Genomic DNA, 22412 nt, shown 5'->3' with positions numbered 1-22412 from the left:
GAGAAGACATGAACACCCAGCACACCGTGACGCGATGGCGCGCCCTGGCGACCGCGGCCGTCGCGACCCTCGCGCTCGCCGGCTGCACCAACTCCGGCGACGACGAGTCGGCCAGCGACGGCCCCGTCGGCGACGACGAGCAGGTCGTCAAGGAGGCCGAGGGCACCGGCCCCACCTGCACCCTCGACGAGTACGGCGGCAAGGCGCTCGACCTCGCCGACGCCACCGTCGGCTTCTCGCAGTCCGAGCCGGACACCGCGGCGTTCCGCGCCGCCGAGACCCAGTCGATCCGCGACGCCGCGGCCGACGTGGGCGTGAAGAAGCTCATCGTCACCAACGCCAACGCCGAGCTGCCCAAGCAGATCGCCGACATCCAGGACATGCTCAACCAGGGCGTCGAGTTCCTGATCGTGGCCCCGGTCAACTCCGAGGGTCTCGACCCCGCCCTCGACGCCGCGAAGAAGGCGGGCGTGCCCGTGCTGACGATCGACCGCAAGGTCACCAACCAGGCCTGCGAGGACTACGTCGCCTTCCTCGGCTCCGACTTCTACGACCAGGGCCAGCGCGCGGCCGACGCGATGGCGGAGGTCACCGGTGAGGAGGCGCAGGTCGCCGTCCTGCTCGGGTCGTCCGGCAACAACGTCACCGACGACCGCAACGCCGGCTTCAAGGACGCGGTCGAGGAGAAGTACCCCGGGCTGGAGATCGTGGCCGAGCAGACCGCGAACTTCGCGCGCGACGAGGGCCAGACGGTCACCGAGCAGCTGCTGCAGTCCAACCCCGACATCACCGCCATCTACGCCCACAACGACGAGATGGCCCTGGGCGCCGTCACCGCCGTGAAGGCGGCGGGGCTCGACCCGGGCAAGGACATCTCGATCGTCTCCATCGACGGCACCCGCAACGCGGTGCAGGGCATCGTCGACGGCGACATCAACGCCGTCATCGAGTCCAACCCCCGCTTCGGGCCGCTGGCCTTCGAGACCGCGGAGCAGTTCTTCGCCGGCGAGGAGATCCCGGAGGACGTGATCATCGAGGACGACATGTACACCGAGGAGAACGCCGAGGCGGACCTCGGCAAGGCGTTCTGAGGCCGAGGTGACGCAGACCACCACCACCGCGCCGCCGCGCGGCGAGCCGGGTGACCCCGTCCTCGAGACCGACGGGGTCACCAAGTCCTTCGGCGGCGTGCACGCCCTGCGCGGCGTCGACTTCCGGCTCGCGCCGGGGGAGATCCACGCCCTCGTGGGGGAGAACGGCGCCGGCAAGTCCACGCTGATCAAGGTGCTCACCGGGGTCTACGTGCCCGACGGCGGGGAGGTGCGCTACGCCGGTGCCGGCGTGCGCTTCCGACGTCCCTCCGACGCCCAGGACGCGGGGATCTCCACGATCTACCAGGAGGTCAACCTGGTGCCGCTGCTCAGCGTGGCCCGCAACATCTTCCTGGGTCGCGAGCCGCGGCGCCTCGGCCTGCTCGACGTGCGCACCATGAACCGGCGCGCCCGCGAGCTGATGGCCGAGCTCGGCATCGACATCGACGTGACCGCCGACCTCGGCCGGCTCGGGCTGGGCGCCCAGCAGATGGTGGCGCTCGCGCGGGCCATGTCGGTCGACAGCAAGGTCGTGATCATGGACGAGCCGACGTCGTCGCTGGAGGCCAAGGAGGTGGAGACCCTCTTCCGTGTCGCGCGCTCGCTGCGCGAGCGCGGGGTGGGCCTGGTCTTCGTCTCCCACCGCCTCGACGAGCTCTTCGAGCTGTGCGACTCCGTCACCATCCTGCGTGACGGACGGCAGGTGCACGCGGGGCCGATGGCCGACCTCACCCGGCTCGAGCTGGTGTCGTTGATGCTGGGCCGCGACGTCGAGGAGGTCGCCGCGGGCGGCGCGACGGAGTTCGGCGAGTCGCACCGCACCGACGGCGAGCCCGCGCTGGTCGTCGAGGGGCTCGAGGTGCGCAACCGCCTCCACGGCGTCGGACTCACCGTGCGGCCCGGCGAGGTGGTCGGCCTCGCCGGCCTCCTCGGCTCCGGACGCAGCGAGACCGTCAAGGCCGTCTACGGCGCGATGCGCACGCAGTCTGGCTCGGTCACCGTGGCCGGGAGCCCGGTGCGCGGCAACTCCGTGCGCCAGGCGCTGAAGGCCGGCATCGCGCTGCTCTCGGAAGACCGCAAGGCCGAGGGGATCATCCCCGACCTCTCGGTGCGCGACAACATCGCGCTCGCGGTCCTGCCCCGGTTCTCCCGGGCCGGCGTGGTGTCCGACGCGCGCATCGACGCCCTCGTCGACACGTTCATGAAGCGCCTGCAGATCAAGGCCTCCAGCCCCCGCCAGCTCGTGCGCGAGCTCTCGGGGGGCAACCAGCAGAAGGTGCTCATCGCCCGCTGGCTCTGCACCGAGCCCAAGGTGTTCCTGCTCGACGAGCCCACGCGCGGCATCGACGTCGGCGCCAAGCGCGAGGTGCAGTCGCTCATCGACGAGCTCGCCGCGCAGGGGCTGGCGGTGGTGCTGATCTCCAGCGAGATGGAGGAGCTCGTCGAGGGCGCCGACCGCATCGTGGTGCTGCACGACGGCACCGCGGAGGCCGAGCTCGACAGCACCCGGCTCACCAGCTCCGAGCTGCTGCACGCCCTGGCCGGCGGCCGCGACACCGACGGCCGGCACCCCGAGCCGTCGAGCACCCCGACCACCACCACCACGTCCACCACCACGCCCCCCGCCGGAGGACCCCATGGCTGAGCGCACCGCCTCACCGGCCACCGCGCCCGACCCGTCGACGGGTGGCGCGGCCCGCTCGCGGCGACCCGACGCCGACTGGGTGCGCCGCAACGGCGTGTTCGTCGCGCTGGGCCTGCTGTTCCTGGTCAACGTCGCGATCAGCGACAACTTCCTCAGCACCGGCACCCTGCGCCTGCAGCTGGTGCAGGTCGCGCCGGTGGTCATCGTGGCCCTCGGCATGGCCCTGGTGATCGGTACCGAGGGCATCGACCTGTCGGTGGGCGCCGTGATGGCGCTCGCCGCAGCGCTCATCCCGCTCTACGTCGGCTACGGCACCGGCGCCTCCATCGCGGTGGGGCTGCTGGCCGGCGTCGCGGTCGGGGCGATCGCCGGCTTCCTGGTCGCCCACGTCGGGGTGCAGCCCATCGTGGCGACGCTCGGGCTGATGGTCGCCGGGCGCGGGGTCGCCAACCTGTTCGGCGACCAGATCAAGACCATCCGCGACCCCGGCCTGGTCGAGCTCGGCACCGGCAGCGTCCTCGGCGTCCCCTACGTCGTGGCGGTGGCAGCGGTGGTCGCCCTCGTGGTGGGTGGCCTGGTGCGCCGCTCCACCTACGGTCGCCAGCTGGTGGCCATCGGCGGCAACAAGCTCGCCGCCGAGCTGGCGGGCCTGCCCGTGCGGCGGGTGCTGGTGACGACGTACGTCATCTCGGGGCTGCTCGCGGCGATGGCCGGCATCCTGCTGGCCGCCCGCTCGCAGGCCAGCGACCCCACCAAGCTGGGGCTGCTCATGGAGCTGTCGGCGATCACCGCCGTCGTCATCGGCGGCACCCCGCTCTCGGGGGGCCGGGTGCGCATCCTCGGCACCGTCGCGGGGGCGCTGCTCATGCAGCTGATCACCGCGACGCTGATCTTCCACGACATCCCCGACTCCACCGCCCAGGTCGCGCAGGCCGTGATCGTGATCCTGGCGGTCTACGTGCAGCTCGGTCGAGGAAGGACCCGTACATGACCACCTCCACCACGGCCCCGGCCGGCGACGCGGCCTCGGCGAACGCGGTCACGGCCGCCTCGTCGTCCCGGGCCCGCTTCGCCGCACTGGTGCAGCGCCAGGGCGCCATCGCGGTGTTCGTGCTGGTGCTCGTCGTGGCCAGCGTCAGCTTCGACACCTTCGCCAGCCGCGGCAACCTCACCAGCATCGGCGTGCAGGCCTCGTTCCTCGCGGTGATCGCGCTGGGCATGACCTTCGTGATCATGACCGGCGGGATCGACCTCTCCGTGGGCAGCGTGTTCGCCCTGGGGGGCGTGCTCGCGGCCTGGGGGTCCCAGCACGGCACGCTGGTCGCCCTGGCGCTGCCGCTCGGCGTCTGCGGCCTGATCGGCCTGGTGCAGGGCCTGGTGATCGCCCGCGGCGGCCTGCCGCCGTTCATCGTGACGCTGGCCGGGCTGCTCTTCGCCCGTGGGCTGCTGCTGCTGCTCACCGACGAGGGCGCGACCACCTACAAGGTGCCGGCCGGCTCGGGGTTCCGTGAGATCGCCCAGGGCGAGCTGCTCGGCGTGCCGTTCCCCGTGCTGTTCGTCGTGGTGCTCTTCGCCCTCGGCGCGCTGGTCCTGCACCGCACGTCGTACGGCGCCAGCGTGCTGGCGATCGGCGGCCAGGAGGACGCCGCCGACCTGATGGGCCTGCCCGTGCAACGCACCAAGGTGCTGACCTACGTCGGCTCCTCGCTGCTGGCCGGCTTCGGCGGCATCATGATCGCCTCCTACACCTCCTCGGGCGTCACGATCCTCGGGGTCGGCACCGAGCTCGAGGCGATCGCTGCGGTGGTGCTGGGCGGCACCCTGCTCACCGGCGGTGCCGGCACCGTGCTCGGCACCCTGGTGGGCGTCCTGCTGCTGCAGGTCATCAAGAACGTGATCAACCAGGTGGGCTCGCTCGACTCCGACTGGCAGGCCGTCGTCAGCGGCACGATCCTGCTCGTCGTGGTCACCCTGCAGCGCTGGCTCACCCGCGTCGACCGACGCTGACGAGCGCCTGGCCACGACGCACGACGGCCCGGCACCCCACGAGGGGGTGCCGGGCCGCGGTGCGTGCGGCGCAGCGCTCAGGCGTCGCCCATCACCAGGCCCTCGATGGTGTGCTTCTGGGTGATCGGAGTCAGCTCGTCGACGACCGGGCAGGCCAGGTGGGCGCGCACGCGCTCCGGCAGCTGCTCCCAGTAGTCGCGGGTGACCGCGAGGTCGTGCTTCTCGCTGTTGCCGGCGCCGGGGGCGTCGATGCCGAGCACCAGCACGGGGCGCGCCTTCTGCGAGTGGTTGGTCGTGCCGCGGTGCACGGTCAGCGCCGAGCGCGCCGAGATGTCGCCGCGCTGGGGGAACTTGCGCACGGCGAGGGCCTCGTAGCGGGCGTACTCGCTGCGGTCGGGGAACATCTCGTGCTTGAAGTCCTCGCCGGTCTCCCACTGCGTGCCGGGGGCGACCTCGAAGGGCCCCATGTCCTCCTCGGTGTCCACGCAGGTCACGTTGAAGGCCAGCGACGTGAGCCGGCGCTCGGCGCGGGTCTCCGGCGGGCTCGGGAAGTCGCGGTGCCACGGCTGGTTGACCGCGCCGGCGAACGGGATGTCGAAGCCCACCTCCACGATCTCGTAGTCGGCACCGAGGACGCTCTCGCAGACCCCGCGCACCCACGGGTGGTCGACGAGGTCGACGAACCCGCGCAGCTGCTGGGGGTGGATCTCGACGTACCAGCGGTGGGGCCCGCGCCCGACGGCGCCGTTCTCGCGGCCGCGGGCCTCCTCGAAGGCCGCCTCGACGTCCTCGCGCAGCTCGTCGGCCCAGGCGGTGGAGAACGCGCCCTTGCAGCCGATGATGCCGTCGGTGTGGATCGTCTCGCGGATCAGGTCGACGTCGACGGGGACGTCGAGGATCGGTGACGTGCTCATGGTTCCTCCCGGGTGTGGTGTGCGTCCCAGTTTGCAACGTTGCAAAGCGGATGGCAATAGGGTCACGGCAGGAGGTGGTGACCGGTGGCCGGGGTGAACCTGCGTGACGTCGCCGAGCGGGCCGGGGTCTCGGTGCGCACGGTGTCGAACGTCGTCAACGAGCCGCACGTCGTGGCCGCGCCCACCCGGGAGCGGGTGATGGCCGCGATCACCGAGCTCGGCTACCGCCCCAACCTGGCCGCCCGCCAGCTGCGTCGCGGGCGCACCGAGGTCATCGGGCTCGTGGTGCCCGAGATCGACTCGCCGTACTTCGCCGAGCTCGGCGCGCTGGTCGTGCGCGCCGCCGAGCGGCGCGGCTGGGCGGTGCACATCGAGCAGACCGACGGCGACGCCGAGCGCGAGCGCCAGCTGCTCGACGGCGCGCGCGGGCTCGGCGTGGACGGCGTGGTCTTCAGTCCGTGGGCCATGACGCCCCACGACGTGTCGCGCCGCGCGGTGGCGCCACCCGTGGTGATGCTGGGGGAGCAGCCCGGGCTGGGCGTGGTCGACCGGGTGGCCATCGACAACCGGTTGGCCGGCGAGCAGGCCACCCGCCACCTCCTCGCCTCCGGGCGCCGTCGGATCGCGGCGGTCGGGCTGCAGCCCCACCTGAGCAACGAGACCGCGCGGCAGCGGCTCGCCGGCCACCACGACGCGCTCGCGGGGAGCGGCGTGGCGCGCGACCCGGACCTCGAGGTGGCCGTCGACCGCCTGCACCGCGCCGACGGCGCCCGGGCGCTGCACGCCCTCGCCGACCGGGGCGTCGAGGTGGACGCGGTGTTCTGCTTCAGCGACCAGCTCGCGCTGGGCGTGGTGCGCGCCTGCGCCGACCGGGGCCTCGAGGTGCCGCGCGACGTCGCCGTTGTCGGCTTCGACGACATCGAGGACGCGGCGTACGCCGTGCCGTCGCTGACCACCGTCGCCCCCGACAAGCAGCTGTTGGCCGAGCGCGCCCTCGACTGCCTCGCCGACCGCATGCGCGACACGTCGCTGGCGGGCCGCGACGTGCTGGTGCCCCACCGGCTCGTCGTGCGCGAGAGCGCCCCCACCGCGCCGTCGCCCTGAGCCCCGTCGTCCACGCAGGTCAACCCGGTCGCGGCCGGGGCCGGCGGCTTCCTAGACTTGCGCGGGCCGCAGGCCGGAGCCTGCGTCCCCCCGCTCGAGAGGCAGTCATGTCCGGCCCCAACACCGACTACGACCCCGTGGAGGTCACCCCCTTGAAGCACGAGGAGGTCGAGGCCGCCCGCGACGCCGCGCTCGCCGCCATCGAGGCCGCCCACGACCTCGACGAGCTGAAGGCGGTGCGCCTCGAGCACGCCGGCGACCGCTCGCCGCTGGCGCTGGCCAACCGCGAGATCGGGGCGCTGCCGCCGCAGGCGCGCAAGGAGGCCGGCCAGCGCATCGGCAAGGCCCGGGGCGCGGTCGGCCAGGCGCTCACCCGGCGCCAGGAGGCGCTGGAGGTCGCCCACGAGGAGCGGATGCTGGTCGAGGAGGCCGTCGACGTCACGCTGCCCACCGACCGGCTGCCCGTCGGCGCCCGCCACCCCGTCACCACCGGCTCCGAGCTGATCGCCGACGTCTTCGTGGCGATGGGCTGGGAGGTCGCCGAGGGCCCCGTGCTGGAGGCGGAGTGGCTGAACTTCGACGCGCTCAACCTCGGACCCGACCACCCGGCGCGCACCATGCAGGACACCTTCTGGGCCGACCCCGCCGACCACGGCGTCGTGCTGCGCACCCACACCTCGCCGGTGCAGGCCCGCACCATGCTCACCCGCGAGCCCCCGATCTACATCGCCTGCCCCGGTCGGGTCTTCCGCACCGACGAGTACGACGCCACCCACAGCCCGGTGTTCCACCAGGTCGAGGGGCTCGCCGTCGACGAGGGCCTGACGATGGCCCACCTGCGCGGCACCCTCGACCACCTCGTCGCCGCACTGTTCGGCGAGGGCCTGGCCACCCGCTTCCGCCCGTCGTACTTCCCCTTCACCGAGCCGTCGGCCGAGATGGACATGGTCTGCTTCGTGTGCCGCGGCACCGGCCTGGCCACCACGCCCGACGCACCCGCCGGGGCGGCGTGCCGCACGTGTCGCGGCGAGGGCTGGATCGAGCTGGGGGGCTGCGGCATGGTCAACCCCCGCGTGCTCACCGCCTGCGGCGTCGACGCGGAGCGCTACACCGGCTTCGCGTTCGGCTTCGGCATCGACCGGCTGCTCATGTTCCGTCACGGCATCGAGGACCTGCGCGCCCTCTTCGAGGCCGACGTCCGCTTCACCACCGCCTTCGGATCGGAGATCTGATGAAGTTCCCCGTGTCCTGGCTCCACGAGCTCGTCGACCTGCCCGCGGAGGCGACCACCGACGACCTCACCGCGCGCCTCACCGCGCTGGGCCTGAAGCTCGAGGCCGTGGAGCGTGCCGGCGCCGGCATCACCGGTCCGCTCGTGGTCGGCCGCGTGCTGACCATGGAGCCCGAGCCGCAGAAGAACGGCAAGACCGTCAACTGGTGCACCGTCGACGTGGGCGGGGCCAACGACACCGGCGAGCCGCAGGGCATCGTGTGCGGCGCCCACAACTTCGCCCCCGGCGACCTCGTCGTCGTCGTGCTGCCCGGTGGGGTGCTGCCCGGTGACTTCCGCATCTCCGCCCGCAAGACCTACGGCCACGTCTCGGCCGGGATGATCTGCTCCTCGGCCGAGCTCGGCCTCGGCGAGTCCGCCGGTCCCGACGGCGGCGGCATCATCGTGCTGCCGTCGGGTGCGGGTGAGCCCGGCGACGACGCCTTCGACGTGCTCGGCCTGCGCGAGGAGGTCGTCGAGCTCGAGGTCAACCCCGACCGCGCCTACGCCCTGTCGCTGCGGGGCGTGGCCCGCGAGGCCGCCCTGGCCTACGGGGTCGACCTCACCGACCCCGCCCGGCGCGACGTGCCGGCCGCCGACGGCGCCGGCCACCCCGTGGTCGTCGAGGACCCCGCCGGGTGCCCGGTCTTCGTCACCCGCTCGGTCACCGGCTTCGACGCCACCGCGCCGACGCCCGACTGGATGGCCCGGCGCCTGCAGCAGGCGGGCATGCGCTCCATCTCGCTGGCCGTGGACGTCACCAACTACGTCATGCTCGAGCTCGGGCAGCCGCTCCACGGGTACGACGGCGACCGGCTGCAGGGCGCCCTGCGGGTGCGGCGCGCCACCGCGGGCGAGCAGCTCACCACCCTCGACGGCACCCGGCGCACCCTCGACGTCGACGACCTCCTCATCGCCGACGACTCGGGGCCCATCGGCATCGCGGGCGTCATGGGCGGGCAGGACACCGAGCTGTCGGCGACGTCCACCCACGTGGTCGTCGAGTCGGCCCACTTCGACGCCACCACCGTGTTCCGCTCCGGGCGCCGCCACCGCATCACCTCCGAGGCCGGCAAGCGCAACGAGCGCGGGGTCGATCCGCTGCTGCCGCAGGTGGCCGCCGACCGCGCGGTCGAGCTGCTGACGACGTACGGCGGCGCCACGGCGAGCCCCGGCGTCACGGTCGTCGGGGTCGCCCCCGCGCAGCCCACCGTGCGCATCGCCGCCGACCTGCCGGCGCGGGTCACCGGCCTGCCGGTCGGCGCCGAGGCCACCGTGGCCCACCTGCGCGCCGTCGGGTGCGACGTCGTCGTCGACGGCGACCACCTCGACGTCACCCCGCCGTCGTGGCGCCCCGACGTCACCGACCCCTTCGACCTCGTCGAGGAGGTCGCCCGCGTGGTGGGCTACGACGAGGTGCCCTCGGTGCTGCCGGCCGAGGCCGCCGGGCGCGGGCTCACCCGCGAGCAGCGGCTGCGCCGACGCGTGGGCCGCGCGCTGGCCGGGGCCGGGCTCGTCGAGGCGATCAGCTTCCCGTTCGTCGGCGACGCCGTGCTCGACGACCTCGGACTGCCGGCCGACGACGAGCGCCGCCGCACCGTGCGGCTGGCCAACCCCATCTCCTCGGAGGAGCCGTCGTACACCACGACGCTGCTGCCGGGGCTGCTGCGCGCGGCCGCGCGCAACATCGGCCGTGGCGCCCCGGGGGTCGCCCTGTTCGAGACCGGCTCGGTGGCGTTCCCCCGCGACGCGGGCCCCGCCCCCGTCTACGGCGTCGAGCGCCGGCCCACCGACGACGAGCTCGCCGCCCTGCTGGCCGCCGTGCCGCGCCAGCCGCTGCACGTCGCGGTGGTGCTGGCCGGCGAGCGCGAGCGCGCCGGCTGGTGGGGCGCAGGCCGCGAGGCCGGCTGGTCCGACGCCGTGGCGGTGGCCCGCCGCGTCGCCGGCGAGCTGGGCCTCCAGGTCGACCTGACGGCGGCCGCCCGCGCTCCCTGGCACCCCGGCCGCTGCGCCGAGGTGGCGCTCGGCGAGGGCGACGACCGGGTGGTGCTCGGCCACGCCGGTGAGCTGCACCCGCGGGTCTGCCAGGCCCTCGACCTGCCGCCGCGCACCGCCGCCCTCGAGCTCGACCTCGACCTGCTGGTGGCCCGCGCCGTCGACGTCGTGCCCGCCCCGGTGGTCTCGTCGTTCCCGGTGGCCAAGGACGACGTCGCCCTGGTCGTCGACGAGGCGGTCACCGCCGCGGAGGTCGGCCGGGCGCTCGCCGAGGGCGCGGGCGACCTGCTCGAGTCGGTGCGGCTCTTCGACGTCTACCGCAGCGAGCAGGTGGGGGAGCAGCGCAAGTCGCTCGCGTTCGCGCTGCGCTTCCGCGCCGCCGACCGCACGCTGACCGACGAGGAGACGGTGGCCGCCCGCGCTGCCGCCGTCGCCCGCGCCGCCGAGGCCACCGGGGCGGTGCAGCGGGCCTGACGCCCGCCCCGGCTCAGTCGATCGGCTGGTCCAGGCAGGCCCGCAGGTGGGCCAGCGCCTCGGGCGAGCCGGTCAGCGACAGGGGGCGGTCGTCGGCGCGGTGCCACAGCCACAGGTCGAGGTCGGCGGCCGTGCCGGCCACCACGGCCTCGGGGGCGACCCCGGGGTCGTCGACCACCGCCAGGTCGGGCTCGTCACGGGCCACCCCGTCGGGGTCGGTGCCGACGAACCGGCCCAGCCGCACCCACACCGCCTCGTCCATGTCGACCAGGTCGACCCGCACGAGCCGCGGGCCGGCGTCGAAGCGACCCCACGGCGGCACGCCGGCGTACATCACGCCCAGGCACTCCCGCACCCCGTCGGCGGCCAGGGCGGCGTCGATCGGCGTCACGGCCAGGCCGGCCGCCTGCTCGGCGTCCACCCGGTGCACCAGCGCCTCGTGGGCCTGGCGCCGGTGGGTGAACCCCACGGTCTGCTCCGGGGCCCAGGTCCACGCCGGCTCGGCGGGGTCGGCGGCGGCCAGCACGTGCGCGAGCTCGCCCGACCAGGCGTCGTAGGCCGCCAGCAGGCCGGCGCGGTCGGTGGGTCGCGGCGGCGCGGCGTCCTCGTCGGCCGGCGCCGCCGGGCGGGCGCGCACCGTGGCGGCCCAGAACCACTGCACGCACGCGAGGTGCCACAGCAGGTCGTCGGCGTCCCAGTCCGGGCAGGCCGGCACCCGGGCGTCGCCGGGGGCGCGCGCCACCGCGTCGCGGAAGCGGCGCGACTCCTCGCGCAGGTGGGTCAGGTACGTCAGCGTCTCGAGGGGGGCCACCGGCCCACGGTAGGACCGGTCTGCTCCCGGGGCACCGGGGTTTCCGCACCCGGGTCTCCGTGCCCCGCACGGGCGTCGGTGCCCGGTGCGCCCCGGATGCACATGACAATGCACTTCGCTGTATAGTCATGCACATGTCGAAGCCACGTGTCGCGGTCGCCGGAGCCAGCGGGTACGCCGGGGGTGAGGTGCTGCGCCTGCTCCTGGGCCACCCGGGCGTCGAGATCGGCGCCCTCACCGGCGCCTCCAACGCCGGACAGCCCCTGGGAGTCCTGCAGCCCCACCTCGTGCCCCTGGCCGACCGGGTGCTCGAGGAGACCACGATCGAGGTGCTCTCCGGCCACGACGTGGTGTTCCTCGCCCTGCCCCACGGGCAGTCGGGCGCGGTGGCCGAGCAGCTCGGCGAGGACACCGTGGTGGTCGACTGCGGCGCCGACTTCCGCCTCGAGAGCCCCGAGGCCTGGGAGCGCTTCTACGGCGGCGAGCACGCCGGCACCTGGCCGTACGGCCTGCCGGAGCTGCCGGGCCAGCGCGACCGCCTGGTCGGACGCACCCGCTTCGCCGTGCCGGGCTGCTATCCGACGGTCTCGACGCTCACGATGGCCCCGGCCGTCGCGGCCGGGATCGTCACGCCCGACATCGTGGTCGTGGCGGCCTCCGGCACCAGCGGCGCCGGCAAGGCCGCGAAGTCCGACCTGATCGGCAGCGAGGTGATGGGCAACGCCCGCGCCTACGGCGTCGGCGGCGGCCACCGGCACACCCCCGAGATCGCGCAGAACCTGTCCCGCCTGACCGCGGAGGAGGTGCGGGTCAGCTTCACCCCGGTGCTGGTGCCGATGCCCCGCGGCATCCTCGCCACCTGCAGCGCCCCGCTCGTCGGGGACGTCGACCCCGACGAGGCCCGCGCGGTCTACGCCGAGGCCTACGCCGACGAGCCGTTCGTCCACCTGCTCCCGGCCGGCTCCTGGCCGCAGACGCAGGCGGTGACCGGCTCCAACGCCATGCACGTGCAGGTCGCCGTCGACCCCGACGCCCGCCGCCTGGTGGCGGTCGGCGCGCTCGACAACCTCGCCAAGGGCACCGGTGGTGCTGCGGTGCAGTGCATGAACATCGCGCTCGGCCTCGACGAGACCACCGGCCTGTCGACCGTGGGGCTGGCGCCGTGAGCGCCGGCACGCCGGACGGCGCCCCGGAGACCACCCCCGACACCACCCCCGACGGCACGCCCGGAGTCACGCACGACGCGGCCCCCGCCGACCACGGGCCCGTCTACACGCTGCAGCAGTTCCCCGAGAAGCTCGCCGTGGTGAAGCTGCCCGTCGGCGCCGAGGTGCCGGGCTGGGCGGAGTCGTCGTCGCTGTTCTCCATCACCGCCACGGCCACCGAGACCACGATGGTCTGCGCCGGCCGCAACGTGCCGACCAAGCAGGTCGCCCACAAGGGCCTGGTCGGCTTCGCGGTGCAGGGACCGATCCCGCCGGAGTCGGTCGGCGTGCTGGCCGCACTGCTGACGCCGCTGGCCGAGGCGGGCATCAGCGTGTTCTCCCTCTCCACGTTCGACACCGACTGGGTGCTGGTGCCGTCGGGCTCCACCGAGCGCGCGACCGAGGCCTGGCGACGACGGGGGCACGTCGTGCGTCCCGCCGTCCCCGTCGCCCCCTCGCGGGGCGGCAGCCAGAAGAACGCGTCCGAGAAGAGGAAACGATGAGCGTCACCACCCCCGCCGGCTTCGTCGCCGCCGGTGTCGAGGCCGGGCTGAAGACCTCCGGCGGCAAGGACGTCGCCCTGGTGGTCAACCAGGGTCCGCGCCTCGACTCCGCCACCGTCTTCACCGCCAACCGCTGCAAGGCCAACCCGGTGCTGTGGAGCCAGGAGGTCGTCAAGGACGGCACCGTCAAGGCCGTCGTGCTGAACTCCGGTGGCGCCAACTGCTACACCGGGCCCGAGGGCTTCCAGACGACGCACGCGGTGGCCGAGCGGGTGGCCGACCACCTCGGTGCCGGCGCCGGCGACGTCGTGGTATGCTCGACCGGCCTGATCGGGCTCACCAACGACCGCGCGCAGGTGCTCGCCGGTGTCGACGCCGCCCACGCCGCCCTGTCGGACGACGGCGGCACCGATGCCGCCCACGCGATCATGACCACCGACTCGGTGAGCAAGCAGGTCGTCGTCGAGGGCGCGGGCTGGTCGGTCGGCGGCATGGCCAAGGGCGCCGGCATGCTCGCGCCGCAGCTGGCCACGATGCTGGTGGTGCTCACCACCGACGCCGTCGTGCCGGCCGCCGAGCTCGACGCGGCCCTGCGTGCCGCCACCCGGGTCTCCTTCGACCGGCTCGACTCCGACGGGTGCATGTCGACCAACGACACCGTCACCGTGATGGCCAGCGGCGCCAGCGGCATCACCCCGCCCGCCGACGACTTCACCGCCGCCCTCACCCAGGCCTGCACCGACCTCGCGATGCAGCTGCTCAAGGACGCCGAGGGCGCCGAGCACGAGATCGCGATCACCACCCTCGGTGCGGCCTCGGAGGACGACGCCGTCGAGGTCGGGCGCAGCGTGGCCCGCAGCAACCTCTTCAAGGCCGCGGTCTTCGGCAACGACCCGAACTGGGGCCGGGTGCTGGCCAGCCTCGGCACCACGTCGGCGGCCTTCGACCCCGCCGACCTCGACGTCGCGATGAACGGTGTCTGGGTGTGCCGCAGCTCGACGCCGCACGCCGACCCCACCGAGGTCGACCTCACCGGTCGCGAGGTCAGCGTGACCATCGACCTCAAGTCGGGTCCCGAGCGGGCCACCGTCTGGACCAACGACCTCACCCACGCCTACGTCCACGAGAACAGCGCGTACTCCTCATGACCCAGACCCCCGGCGCCCAGCCGTCCCCCAAGCCCACCAACGACTCCTCGACCGGCGAGTTCACCGTCGGCAAGCCCGACCAGGCCAAGGCCCGCACGCTGGCGGCGGCCCTGCCGTGGCTGAAGCAGTACCACGGCAAGATCGTGGTGGTGAAGTACGGCGGCAACGCCATGACCGACGAGACCCTCAAGCAGGCCTTCGCCGAGGACATCGCGTTCCTGCGCTTCGCCGGTTTCCGCCCCGTCGTCGTGCACGGCGGCGGTCCGCAGATCTCCACCATGCTCGACCGCCTCGGCATCGAGTCGGAGTTCCGCGGCGGCCTGCGGGTCACCACCCCCGAGGCCATGGACGTCGTGCGCATGGTGCTGGTCGGGCAGGTGCAGCGCGAGCTGGTCGGGCTGATCAACGACCACGGCCCGCTGGCGGTCGGCTGCTCCGGCGAGGACGCCGGGCTGTTCACCGCCACCCGCACCGGCACCGTCGTCGACGGCGAGGAGGTCGACCTCGGCCTGGTCGGCGAGGTCACCCGGGTGCGCCCCGAGTCGGTGCTCGACCTCATCGAGGCCGGCCGGATCCCAGTGGTCTCCTCCGTGGCCCCCGACGAGGACGGCACGATCCACAACGTCAACGCCGACTCCGCGGCGGCGGCGCTGGCGGTGGCCCTGGGTGCCGAGAAGCTGCTGGTGCTCACCGACGTCGAGGGCCTGTTCCTCGACTGGCCCGACTCCGAGGACGTCGTCGGCGAGATCAGCCCCGAGGCGCTCGCCGAGATCCTCCCGTCGCTGGCCAGCGGGATGGTGCCGAAGATGGGCGCCTGCCTGCAGGCGGTCAGCGAGGGCGTGCCGCGGGCCACCGTGGTCGACGGCCGCGAGCCGCACGCGGTGCTGCTCGAGCTGTTCACCAAGGAGGGCGTCGGTACCCAGGTGCTGCCGGGCGTCGAGACCAAGACCCGCAAGGCCCGGGAGGCGCTGTCGTGACCACCGAGCAGTCCACCGAGCAGTCCACCGCGCACGCCACCGAGCACGGGGGCGGGGTCTCGCAGGACGCCCTGCAGGAGCGCTACGCCGCCTCGCTGATGAACACCTTCGGCCCGCCCAAGCTGGTGCTGGTGCGCGGCGAGGGCGCCCACGTGTGGGACGCCGACGGCCGCGAGTACGTCGACCTGCTCGGCGGCATCGCGGTCAACGCGCTCGGTCACGCCCACCCCGCGCTGATCGCCGCGGTCACCGAGCAGCTCTCCACGCTCGGCCACGTCTCCAACTTCTTCACCAGCGTCCCCCAGGTCGAGCTGGCCGAGCGGCTGCTGTCGCTGGCCGGAGCCGGTGGTTCCGGGGGCAAGGTCTTCTTCGCCAACTCCGGTGCCGAGGCGAACGAGGCGGCGTTCAAGCTGACCCGCCGCACCGGGCGCACCCACGTCGTGGTCGCCGAGGGCGGCTTCCACGGCCGCACGATGGGCGCGCTGGCGCTGACCTCCAAGGAGGCCTACCGGGCGCCGTTCGAGCCGCTGCCCGGCGACGTGCAGTTCGTGCCGTTCGGCGACGAGGCGGCCCTGGCCGCTGCGGTTACCGACCGCACCGCCGCGGTGCTGCTGGAGCCCATCCAGGGCGAGGCCGGCGTCGTGGTGGCCCCCGACGGCTACCTCGCCGCCGCCCGCCGCGTGGCCGACCAGCACGGCGCGCTGCTGTGGTTCGACGAGGTGCAGTCGGGGATGGGCCGGACCGGGCGCTGGTTCGCCCACCAGTCCAGCGGCGTGGTGCCCGACGTGGTCACGCTGGCCAAGGGCCTCGGCGGCGGCTTCCCGATCGGCGCGGTGCTGGGCCTGGGCCGCGCGGGCGACCTCTTCGACCCCGGCAACCACGGGACCACCTTCGGCGGCAACCCCGTCGCCTGCGCCGCCGCGCTCGCCGTGGTCGACACCCTCACCACCGACGGCCTGCTCGAGCGCGCCGTCGTGCTCGGCGACCGGCTGCGCGCCGGGCTGCTGGCCGACCCCCGGGTCACCGAGGTGCGCGGCGAGGGCCTGCTCGTGGGCCTCGACCTGGTCTCGGAGCACGCCGCCGAGGTCACCGCCGCCGCGCTGGCGCGCGGGTTCATCGTCAACAACCCCACCCCGCGGCGCATCCGGCTGGCCCCGCCGCTGGTGCTCACCGACGACGACGTCGCCGCGTTCCTGGCCGCCTGGCCCGGTGTGCTCGATGACGCGGGGGTGTCGTGACGACCGCGGGGCTGCGCCACTTCCTGCGCGACGACGACCTCAGCCCCGCCGAGCAGGCCCGGGTGCTCGACCTGGCGGCGGCGCTGAAGGCGGCGCCGTACGACGCCCGTCCGCTGGCCGGCCCGCGCTCGGTCGCGATGATCTTCGACAAGCCCACGCTCCGCACCCAGGTGTCGTTCTCGGCCGGCATCGCCGAGCTGGGGGGCTTCCCGATGGTCGTCGAGGGGCGCCTGGCCGGCATCGGGGTGCGCGAGTCGGTGGAGGACGTCGCCCGCGTGCTCGGCCGCCAGGTCGCCGCGGTCGTGTGGCGCACCTTCCACCAGCACGACCTCGACACGATGGCCGCCCACGCCGGCGTGCCGGTGGTCAACGCCCTGACCGACGCGTTCCACCCCTGCCAGCTGGTCGCCGACCTGCTCACGGTGCGCGAGCACAAGGGCCGCCTCGCCGGGCTCACCGTCGCCTTCGTCGGCGACGCCGCCTGCAACATGGGCCACTCCTGGCTGCTGGCCGGCGCGACCGCGGGCATGCACGTGCGGGTCAGCGCCCCGGAGGGCTACCTGCCGGCGCCCGAGATGTTCGCCCAGGCCGCCCGCATCGCGGCCACCACCGGGGGATCCGCCACCGCCGAGCCCGACCCGCGCGTCGCGGTGGCCGGTGCCGACGTGGTGGTCGCCGACACCTGGATCTCGATGGGCAAGGAGGAGGAGGCGGCCGCCCGCGAGCAGGTGCTCGCCGCGTGGTCGCTGACCGCCGAGCTGCTCGCCCTGGCCGACCCCGACGCCGTCGTCCTGCACTGCCTGCCGGCCTACCGCGGCAAGGAGATCGCCGCCGAGGTGCTCGACGGCCCGCAGAGCGTGGTGTGGGACGAGGCGGAGAACCGTCGCCACGCGCAGAAGGCCGTGCTGGCCTTCCTGCTGGCCGCCGCCTCCGAGCAGGCCGCCCCGGCCGTCCTCGCCCCGGCCGCTGCGGCGGGGGAGAGGTGAGCGCCATGACCGAGTCCGTGCTGCGCCCCGCCACCAAGAACGCCCGCCACCAGCTGATCATCGAGCTGGTCGGCAGCCAGGAGGTGCACTCGCAGGGCGAGCTCGCGGTGCTGCTGGCCGAGAGCGGCGTGCGGGTCACCCAGGCCACGCTGTCGCGCGACCTCGTCGAGCTCGACGCCGTCAAGGTGCGCGCGGCGTCCGGGGGGCTGGTCTACGCCGTGCCCGGCGAGGGCGGCGACCGGCGTCCGAGCGCCCCGGCCGACTCCGCGGCCGGGCGTGCCCGCCTGGCACGGCTGTGCGCCGAGCTCCTGGTCAGCGCCGACGCCAGCGCCAACCTCGTCGTGCTGCGCACGCCGCCGGGCGCTGCGCAGTTCCTCGGCAGCGCCTTCGACAAGGCCGACTTCCCCGACATCCTCGGCACCATCGCCGGCGACGACACCGTGCTGGTGATCGGTCGCGACCCGCACGGCGGCGAGGAGCTGGCGCGACGATTCCTGGCGCTGGCGGAGACGCACGCCCCGCCCGCGCCCTGACCCCCGCTCCTCCTCCCTGAACCCGACGGCCCCACCGGCCGCGGGCCCACCCCGAACCCCAAGGAGCTCCTCGTGAGCAAGGTCCTCACCACGCTGCCCCAGGGCGAGCGCGTCGGCATCGCGTTCTCCGGCGGCCTCGACACCTCCGTCGCCGTCGCCTGGATGCGCGACAAGGGCGCCGTGCCCTGCACCTACACCGCCGACATCGGCCAGTACGACGAGCCCGACATCTCCGGCGTCCCCGAGCGCGCCACGCAGTACGGCGCCGAGATCGCCCGGGCCGTCGACTGCCGCACCCAGCTGGTCGAGGAGGGCTTCGCGGCGATGGCCTGCGGCGCGTTCCACGTCCGCTCGGGTGGCCGCACCTACTTCAACACCACCCCGCTGGGCCGCGCCGTGACCGGCACGATGCTGGTGCGTGCCATGCACGACGACGGCGTCGACATCTGGGGCGACGGGTCCACCTTCAAGGGCAACGACATCGAGCGGTTCTACCGCTACGGCCTGCTGGCCAACCCCGCGCTGCGCATCTACAAGCCGTGGCTCGACGCCGACTTCGTCCACGAGCTCGGCGGGCGCGCCGAGATGAGCCAGTGGCTCACCGAGCACGACCTGCCCTACCGCGACAGCGCCGAGAAGGCGTACTCCACCGACGCCAACATCTGGGGCGCCACCCACGAGGCCAAGGTGCTCGAGCACCTCGACACCTCGCTCGAGGTCGTGGAGCCGATCATGGGCGTGAAGTTCTGGGACCCCGCGGTCGCCATCGAGCCCGAGGACGTCACCGTGCGCTTCGAGCGCGGACGCCCCGTGGCGATCGACGGCCGGGTCTTCACCGACCCGGTGGCGCTCGTGCACGAGGCCAACGCCATCGGCGGGCGCCACGGGCTCGGCATGTCCGACCAGATCGAGAACCGCATCATCGAGGCCAAGTCGCGCGGCATCTACGAGGCGCCCGGGATGGCCCTGCTCTGGATCGCCTACGAGCGCCTGCTCAACGCGGTGCACAACGAGGACACCATCGCCAGCTACCACGGCGAGGGCCGTCGCCTGGGCCGGCTGCTCTACGAGGGCCGCTGGCTCGACCCGCAGGCCCTGATGCTGCGGGAGTCGATCCAGCGGTGGATCGCATCGCTGGTGACCGGCGAGGTCACCCTGCGGCTGCGCCGCGGCGAGGACTACACGGTGCTGCGCACCGACGGTCCTGCGTTCTCCTACCACCCCGACAAGCTCTCGATGGAGCGCACCGAGAACGCCGCGTTCGGTCCGACCGACCGCATCGGCCAGCTCACCATGCGCAACCTCGACATCGCCGACTCGCGCGCCAAGCTCGAGCTCTACGCCGCCCAGCCGCTCGACGAGGGCCAGGTCCTGGTCGAGAACGGCACCCTGTTCGGCGAGATCGAGCCCGGCGGCGCCACCCGCATCGCCACCCGCGGCGAGTCCGGGCCCGGCGACATCGACGACGAGGCGCTCGACCACGCCGCGATGGAGTCCGGCACCGACTGATGGAGCCCACCCTGCGTCGCAGCGCGCGCGTGCTGCCGGTCAACGAGGCCGGCGAGGTCCTGCTGCTGCTCGACCGCGACCCGGCCGTGCCCGACGTGGTGCGGTGGGGCACCGTCGGCGGTGGCGTCGACCCGGGCGAGGCGTTGGTCGACGCCGCGCTGCGCGAGCTGCACGAGGAGACCGGCGTCGTGGCCACCGCGCAGGACCTCACCCCGGCGTTCCACCGCGCGGCGCACGACCACCACTGGGACGGCACCACCTACCGCGGCGACGCCACCTTCTTCGCGATGCGGCTGCCGCGCGAGCACCCCGTCACCTTCGACCACCTCGAGCCCGCCGAGGTCGGCGCGGTGCTCGAGGCGCGCTGGTGGACCCCCGACGACCTGGCCCGCGACGGCCGGCTCGTCGTCCCCGACCTGTGCGACATCATGGTCGCGGCCGTCGAGGCCGCGCAGGCCCACCGAGGAGGAGAGCAGTGAGCACCACCAACGAGGGCAAGCTGTGGGGCGGCCGGTTCGCCGGCGGCCCGTCGCCCGAGCTCGACGCGCTGTCGCGCTCGACCCACTTCGACTGGCGCCTCACGCCGTACGACCTCGCGGGCTCCCGGGCCCACGCCGGGGCGCTGCACCGTGCGGGGCTGCTCACCGACGCCGACCACGCCGAGCTGCTGCGGGGCCTCGGGGTGCTGGGGGAGCGGTACGCCGCCGGCGACCTGCACCCCGACCCGTCAGACGAGGACGTGCACGGCGCGCTGGAGCGGCTGCTGCTCGACGAGGTCGGCACCGAGGTCGGGGGCCGGTTGCGGGCCGGGCGCAGCCGCAACGACCAGATCGCCACGCTGTTCAAGGTGTTCCTGCGCGACCACGCCCGTGTGGTGGGCGCGCTCGTGCTCGACCTCGTCGACGTGCTCGCCGCCCAGGCCGCCGACCACCTCGACGGCACGCCGACGGTGATGCCCGGGCGCACGCACCTGCAGCACGCGCAGCCGGTGCTGCTGGCCCACCACCTGATGGCCCACGCCTGGCCGCTGCTCCGCGACGTCGACCGGCTGCTGGACTGGGACGCCCGGGTCGCGGCCGACTCGCCGTACGGCTCGGGGGCGCTGGCCGGGCAGAGCCTGGGCCTCGACCCCGTCGGCGTGGCCACCGAGCTCGGGTTCACCGGGTCGAGCGCCAACTCCATCGACGGGACGGCCGCACGCGACTTCGTCGCCGAGCTGGCCTACGTGCTGGCGCAGGTCGGCATCGACGTCAGCCGCCTGGCCGAGGAGGTGATCCTCTGGTCGACGCGCGAGTTCGGGTTCGTGACGCTGCACGACTCGTGGTCGACGGGGTCGAGCATCATGCCGCAGAAGAAGAACCCCGACATCGCCGAGCTCGCTCGGGGCAAGGCCGGCCGACTGGTCGGCAACCTCTCGGGCCTGCTCGCCACGCTCAAGGCGCTGCCCCTGGCCTACAACCGCGACCTGCAGGAGGACAAGGAGCCGGTCTTCGACTCCGTCGACACCCTCGAGGTGCTGCTGCCCGCGTTCACCGGCATGGTGGCGACCCTGGTGTTCGACCGTGACCGGCTGGCCGAGCTGGCGCCCCAGGGGTTCTCGCTGGCCACCGACGTCGCGGAGTGGCTGGTGCGGCAGAACGTGCCGTTCCGGGTGGCCCACGAGGTCGCCGGGGCCTGCGTGCGCCGGTGCGAGGAGCTGGGCATCGAGCTGCACGAGCTCGACGACTCCCAGCTCGCCGAGCTGTCCCCGGCGCTGACCCCCGGGGTGCGCGACGTGCTCACCGCCGAGGGGTCGGTGGCCTCGCGCGACGGTCGCGGCGGCACGGCAGCGGTGCGGGTGCGCGAGCAGCACGCCGAGCTGACGGCCCGCGCGGGCGAGGGCCGTGCCCGGCTCGCCTGACCTGGCAGACGTCCTCGAAGGCCCGGTCGAGGAGGTCGCCCCGCGGCTGCTCGGCGCGGTGCTCACGCACGCGGGGGTGAGCCTCCAGCTCACCGAGGTCGAGGCGTACGGCGGCGACACCGACCCCGGGTCGCACGCCTACCGCGGCCGTACCGCGCGCAACGCGGTGATGTTCGGGCCGCCGGGCCGGCTGTACTGCTACTTCACCTACGGCATGCACGTGTGCGCCAACATCAGCTGCGGGCCGGACGGCAGCGCCGCCGCGGTCCTGCTGCGTGCTGGTCGGGTGGTCGACGGGCTCGACCTGGCCCGCGAGCGCCGCCGCGGGCGCCCCGACGTGGACCTCGCCCGGGGGCCGGCCAAGCTGTGCCAGGCCCTGGCCATCGCGCTCGACCTCGACGGTGCCGACCTCGGCGACGGACCGGTGCGACTGGTGCCGGGGGAGGCGCCGTCCGCCTGGGCCAGCGGTCCGCGGGTGGGGCTGCGCGGGGCCCCGGAGCGTCCCTGGCGGTTCTGGGTGGGCGACGACCCGACGGTGTCGACCTACCGGGCGGCTCGCCCCTCGGGGTGTTGACCCCCTGATTTGGCCCCCCGGACACCCGGGGGTAATGTTCCACCTGTCGCCGCGAGCGGCGCCGCCCGGGCCGAGAGGCTGTGGGGCGGTGTTCCACTCGCCGACCTGGTCCACCGGCCCCCTGCTCCTCGGAGTTGACGGGCCCGACTCGGACCGGTAAGTTTCTGCAGGTTGCCCCGCCGCTGGTCAGTGATGATCAGGACGGGTTGCGTCTGATTCTTGAGAACTCAACAGTGTGTCATAGTCGACGAATTAGTTTGTTTGCCCCGTTGACTCTCTTTCTCTGCCGCTGTTTTTGGGTGGTGGGGTTGTGGGTTGATGGTTTTGGTAAGGCAATGATTCTGGCAATATATTGTCGGGGTTTTGTTCTTGTCAGGCATCTCTTTTTCCTCGCATGGGCCTTTTGGGGTTGGTGTGGGGTGTTGTTTTTCAACGGAGAGTTTGATCCTGGCTCAGGACGAACGCTGGCGGCGTGCTTAACACATGCAAGTCGAGCGGTAAGGCCCTTTCGGGGGTACACGAGCGGCG

General features: G+C 73.7%; 20 protein-coding genes and 1 rRNA gene. 19 read left to right on the top strand and 2 right to left on the bottom strand.

Annotated features, from left to right (window positions below; all coding sequences use genetic code 11):
* Nucleotides 1–8 precede the first annotated feature (8 nt).
* From AC4OR8_RS09650 to AC4OR8_RS09635, 4 genes are read left to right on the top strand one after another with little or no spacing between them, the layout of a single operon-like run.
* Complete coding sequence (locus tag AC4OR8_RS09650; RefSeq protein WP_492165343.1) at nt 9–1091, top strand: ABC transporter substrate-binding protein; 1083 nt, start codon at nt 9–11, stop codon at nt 1089–1091.
* A gap of 7 nt (nt 1092–1098) precedes the next feature.
* The gene (locus AC4OR8_RS09645; RefSeq protein ID WP_492165342.1) at nt 1099–2736 is read left to right on the top strand and encodes a sugar ABC transporter ATP-binding protein; all 1638 of its coding nucleotides are present in this window, start codon (nt 1099–1101) and stop codon (nt 2734–2736) included.
* The gene (locus AC4OR8_RS09640; RefSeq protein WP_492165341.1) at nt 2729–3727 is read left to right on the top strand and encodes an ABC transporter permease; all 999 of its coding nucleotides are present in this window, start codon (nt 2729–2731) and stop codon (nt 3725–3727) included. Before AC4OR8_RS09645 ends, AC4OR8_RS09640 begins: the two co-directional genes overlap by 8 nt.
* Nucleotides 3724–4743, top strand: coding sequence for an ABC transporter permease (locus tag AC4OR8_RS09635; RefSeq protein ID WP_492165340.1), 1020 nt, complete (start codon nt 3724–3726; stop codon nt 4741–4743). Before AC4OR8_RS09640 ends, AC4OR8_RS09635 begins: the two co-directional genes overlap by 4 nt.
* 77 nt (nt 4744–4820) lie before the next feature.
* Here the strand turns inward: AC4OR8_RS09635 and AC4OR8_RS09630 are convergent, their stop codons facing one another.
* The gene (locus AC4OR8_RS09630) at nt 4821–5657 is read right to left on the bottom strand and encodes a phytanoyl-CoA dioxygenase family protein (RefSeq protein WP_492165339.1); all 837 of its coding nucleotides are present in this window, start codon (nt 5655–5657) and stop codon (nt 4821–4823) included.
* An 84-nt stretch (nt 5658–5741) separates the two neighbouring features.
* Between AC4OR8_RS09630 and AC4OR8_RS09625 the strand changes: the two genes are divergently transcribed.
* The 3 genes from AC4OR8_RS09625 (at nt 5742) to pheT (ending at nt 10500) form a co-directional block, all read left to right on the top strand.
* Nucleotides 5742–6761, top strand: coding sequence for a LacI family DNA-binding transcriptional regulator (locus tag AC4OR8_RS09625; RefSeq protein WP_492165338.1), 1020 nt, complete (start codon nt 5742–5744; stop codon nt 6759–6761).
* Between the two features lie 107 nt (nt 6762–6868).
* On the top strand, nt 6869–7993 hold the full coding sequence (gene pheS, locus AC4OR8_RS09620; RefSeq protein WP_492165337.1) for a phenylalanine--tRNA ligase subunit alpha: 1125 nt from the start codon (nt 6869–6871) through the stop codon (nt 7991–7993).
* Entirely contained in the window at nt 7993–10500 is a 2508-nt protein-coding gene (pheT, locus tag AC4OR8_RS09615) for a phenylalanine--tRNA ligase subunit beta (protein WP_492165336.1), read from the top strand. The genes pheS and pheT overlap by 1 nt, the downstream gene beginning before the upstream one ends.
* 13 nt (nt 10501–10513) lie before the next feature.
* Here the strand turns inward: pheT and AC4OR8_RS09610 are convergent, their stop codons facing one another.
* Nucleotides 10514–11311 (bottom strand): maleylpyruvate isomerase N-terminal domain-containing protein, encoded by a 798-nt coding sequence (locus AC4OR8_RS09610; protein WP_492165335.1) that lies wholly within the window; start codon nt 11309–11311, stop codon nt 10514–10516.
* A gap of 128 nt (nt 11312–11439) precedes the next feature.
* On the opposite strand from AC4OR8_RS09610, the gene argC reads away from it, so the two are divergent.
* The 12 genes from argC to AC4OR8_RS09550 all read left to right on the top strand — a co-directional run.
* Complete coding sequence (argC, locus tag AC4OR8_RS09605; RefSeq protein WP_492165334.1) at nt 11440–12477, top strand: N-acetyl-gamma-glutamyl-phosphate reductase; 1038 nt, start codon at nt 11440–11442, stop codon at nt 12475–12477.
* Entirely contained in the window at nt 12474–13019 is a 546-nt protein-coding gene (locus AC4OR8_RS09600; protein WP_492165333.1) for an ACT domain-containing protein, read from the top strand. Before argC ends, AC4OR8_RS09600 begins: the two co-directional genes overlap by 4 nt.
* Nucleotides 13016–14167 carry a bifunctional glutamate N-acetyltransferase/amino-acid acetyltransferase ArgJ gene (gene argJ, locus AC4OR8_RS09595; RefSeq protein ID WP_492165332.1) on the top strand — a complete coding sequence of 384 codons (1152 nt, stop codon included), beginning with the start codon at nt 13016–13018 and terminating at the stop codon, nt 14165–14167. Before AC4OR8_RS09600 ends, argJ begins: the two co-directional genes overlap by 4 nt.
* The gene (gene argB, locus AC4OR8_RS09590; RefSeq protein WP_492165331.1) at nt 14164–15144 is read left to right on the top strand and encodes an acetylglutamate kinase; all 981 of its coding nucleotides are present in this window, start codon (nt 14164–14166) and stop codon (nt 15142–15144) included. Before argJ ends, argB begins: the two co-directional genes overlap by 4 nt.
* Complete coding sequence (locus AC4OR8_RS09585) at nt 15141–16382, top strand: acetylornithine transaminase (RefSeq protein WP_492165330.1); 1242 nt, start codon at nt 15141–15143, stop codon at nt 16380–16382. Before argB ends, AC4OR8_RS09585 begins: the two co-directional genes overlap by 4 nt.
* A complete protein-coding gene (gene argF / locus AC4OR8_RS09580; RefSeq protein WP_492165329.1) occupies nt 16379–17368 on the top strand; it encodes an ornithine carbamoyltransferase in 990 nt (329 codons plus the stop codon). Before AC4OR8_RS09585 ends, argF begins: the two co-directional genes overlap by 4 nt.
* 5 nt (nt 17369–17373) lie before the next feature.
* Entirely contained in the window at nt 17374–17901 is a 528-nt protein-coding gene (locus AC4OR8_RS09575; RefSeq protein ID WP_492165328.1) for an arginine repressor, read from the top strand.
* 72 nt (nt 17902–17973) lie between these two features.
* Entirely contained in the window at nt 17974–19410 is a 1437-nt protein-coding gene (gene argG / locus AC4OR8_RS09570) for an argininosuccinate synthase (RefSeq protein ID WP_492165327.1), read from the top strand.
* Nucleotides 19410–19889, top strand: a complete 480-nt coding sequence (locus AC4OR8_RS09565; RefSeq protein ID WP_492165326.1) for an NUDIX hydrolase — start codon at nt 19410–19412, stop codon at nt 19887–19889. The genes argG and AC4OR8_RS09565 overlap by 1 nt, the downstream gene beginning before the upstream one ends.
* Entirely contained in the window at nt 19886–21310 is a 1425-nt protein-coding gene (gene argH, locus AC4OR8_RS09560) for an argininosuccinate lyase (protein ID WP_492165325.1), read from the top strand. The genes AC4OR8_RS09565 and argH overlap by 4 nt, the downstream gene beginning before the upstream one ends.
* Nucleotides 21294–21884 (top strand): DNA-3-methyladenine glycosylase, encoded by a 591-nt coding sequence (locus tag AC4OR8_RS09555; RefSeq protein ID WP_492165324.1) that lies wholly within the window; start codon nt 21294–21296, stop codon nt 21882–21884. Before argH ends, AC4OR8_RS09555 begins: the two co-directional genes overlap by 17 nt.
* Before the next feature lie 429 nt (nt 21885–22313).
* Nucleotides 22314–22412 (top strand): 16S ribosomal RNA (locus AC4OR8_RS09550); the annotation flags it as partial.

Source organism: Nocardioides sp. FY1077 (assembly GCF_058681775.1).
The sequence above is the reverse complement of the archived record's forward strand: the minus strand, read 5'-3'. Positions and strand labels throughout refer to the sequence as shown.

Bases quoted from the DNA above. Each gene is read 5' to 3' on its own strand.
- pheS (WP_492165337.1), top strand. From the start codon at position 6,869: ATGTCCGGCCCCAACACCGACTACGACCCCGTGGAGGTCACCCCCTTG.
- AC4OR8_RS09640 (WP_492165341.1), top strand. From the start codon at position 2,729: ATGGCTGAGCGCACCGCCTCACCGGCCACCGCGCCCGACCCGTCGACG.
- AC4OR8_RS09630 (WP_492165339.1), bottom strand. From the start codon at position 5,657: ATGAGCACGTCACCGATCCTCGACGTCCCCGTCGACGTCGACCTGATC.
- AC4OR8_RS09565 (WP_492165326.1), top strand. From the start codon at position 19,410: ATGGAGCCCACCCTGCGTCGCAGCGCGCGCGTGCTGCCGGTCAACGAG.
- argB (WP_492165331.1), top strand. From the start codon at position 14,164: ATGACCCAGACCCCCGGCGCCCAGCCGTCCCCCAAGCCCACCAACGAC.
- argJ (WP_492165332.1), top strand. From the start codon at position 13,016: ATGAGCGTCACCACCCCCGCCGGCTTCGTCGCCGCCGGTGTCGAGGCC.
- argC (WP_492165334.1), top strand. From the start codon at position 11,440: ATGCACATGTCGAAGCCACGTGTCGCGGTCGCCGGAGCCAGCGGGTAC.
- pheT (WP_492165336.1), top strand. From the start codon at position 7,993: ATGAAGTTCCCCGTGTCCTGGCTCCACGAGCTCGTCGACCTGCCCGCG.
- AC4OR8_RS09650 (WP_492165343.1), top strand. From the start codon at position 9: ATGAACACCCAGCACACCGTGACGCGATGGCGCGCCCTGGCGACCGCG.
- AC4OR8_RS09635 (WP_492165340.1), top strand. From the start codon at position 3,724: ATGACCACCTCCACCACGGCCCCGGCCGGCGACGCGGCCTCGGCGAAC.
- AC4OR8_RS09575 (WP_492165328.1), top strand. From the start codon at position 17,374: ATGACCGAGTCCGTGCTGCGCCCCGCCACCAAGAACGCCCGCCACCAG.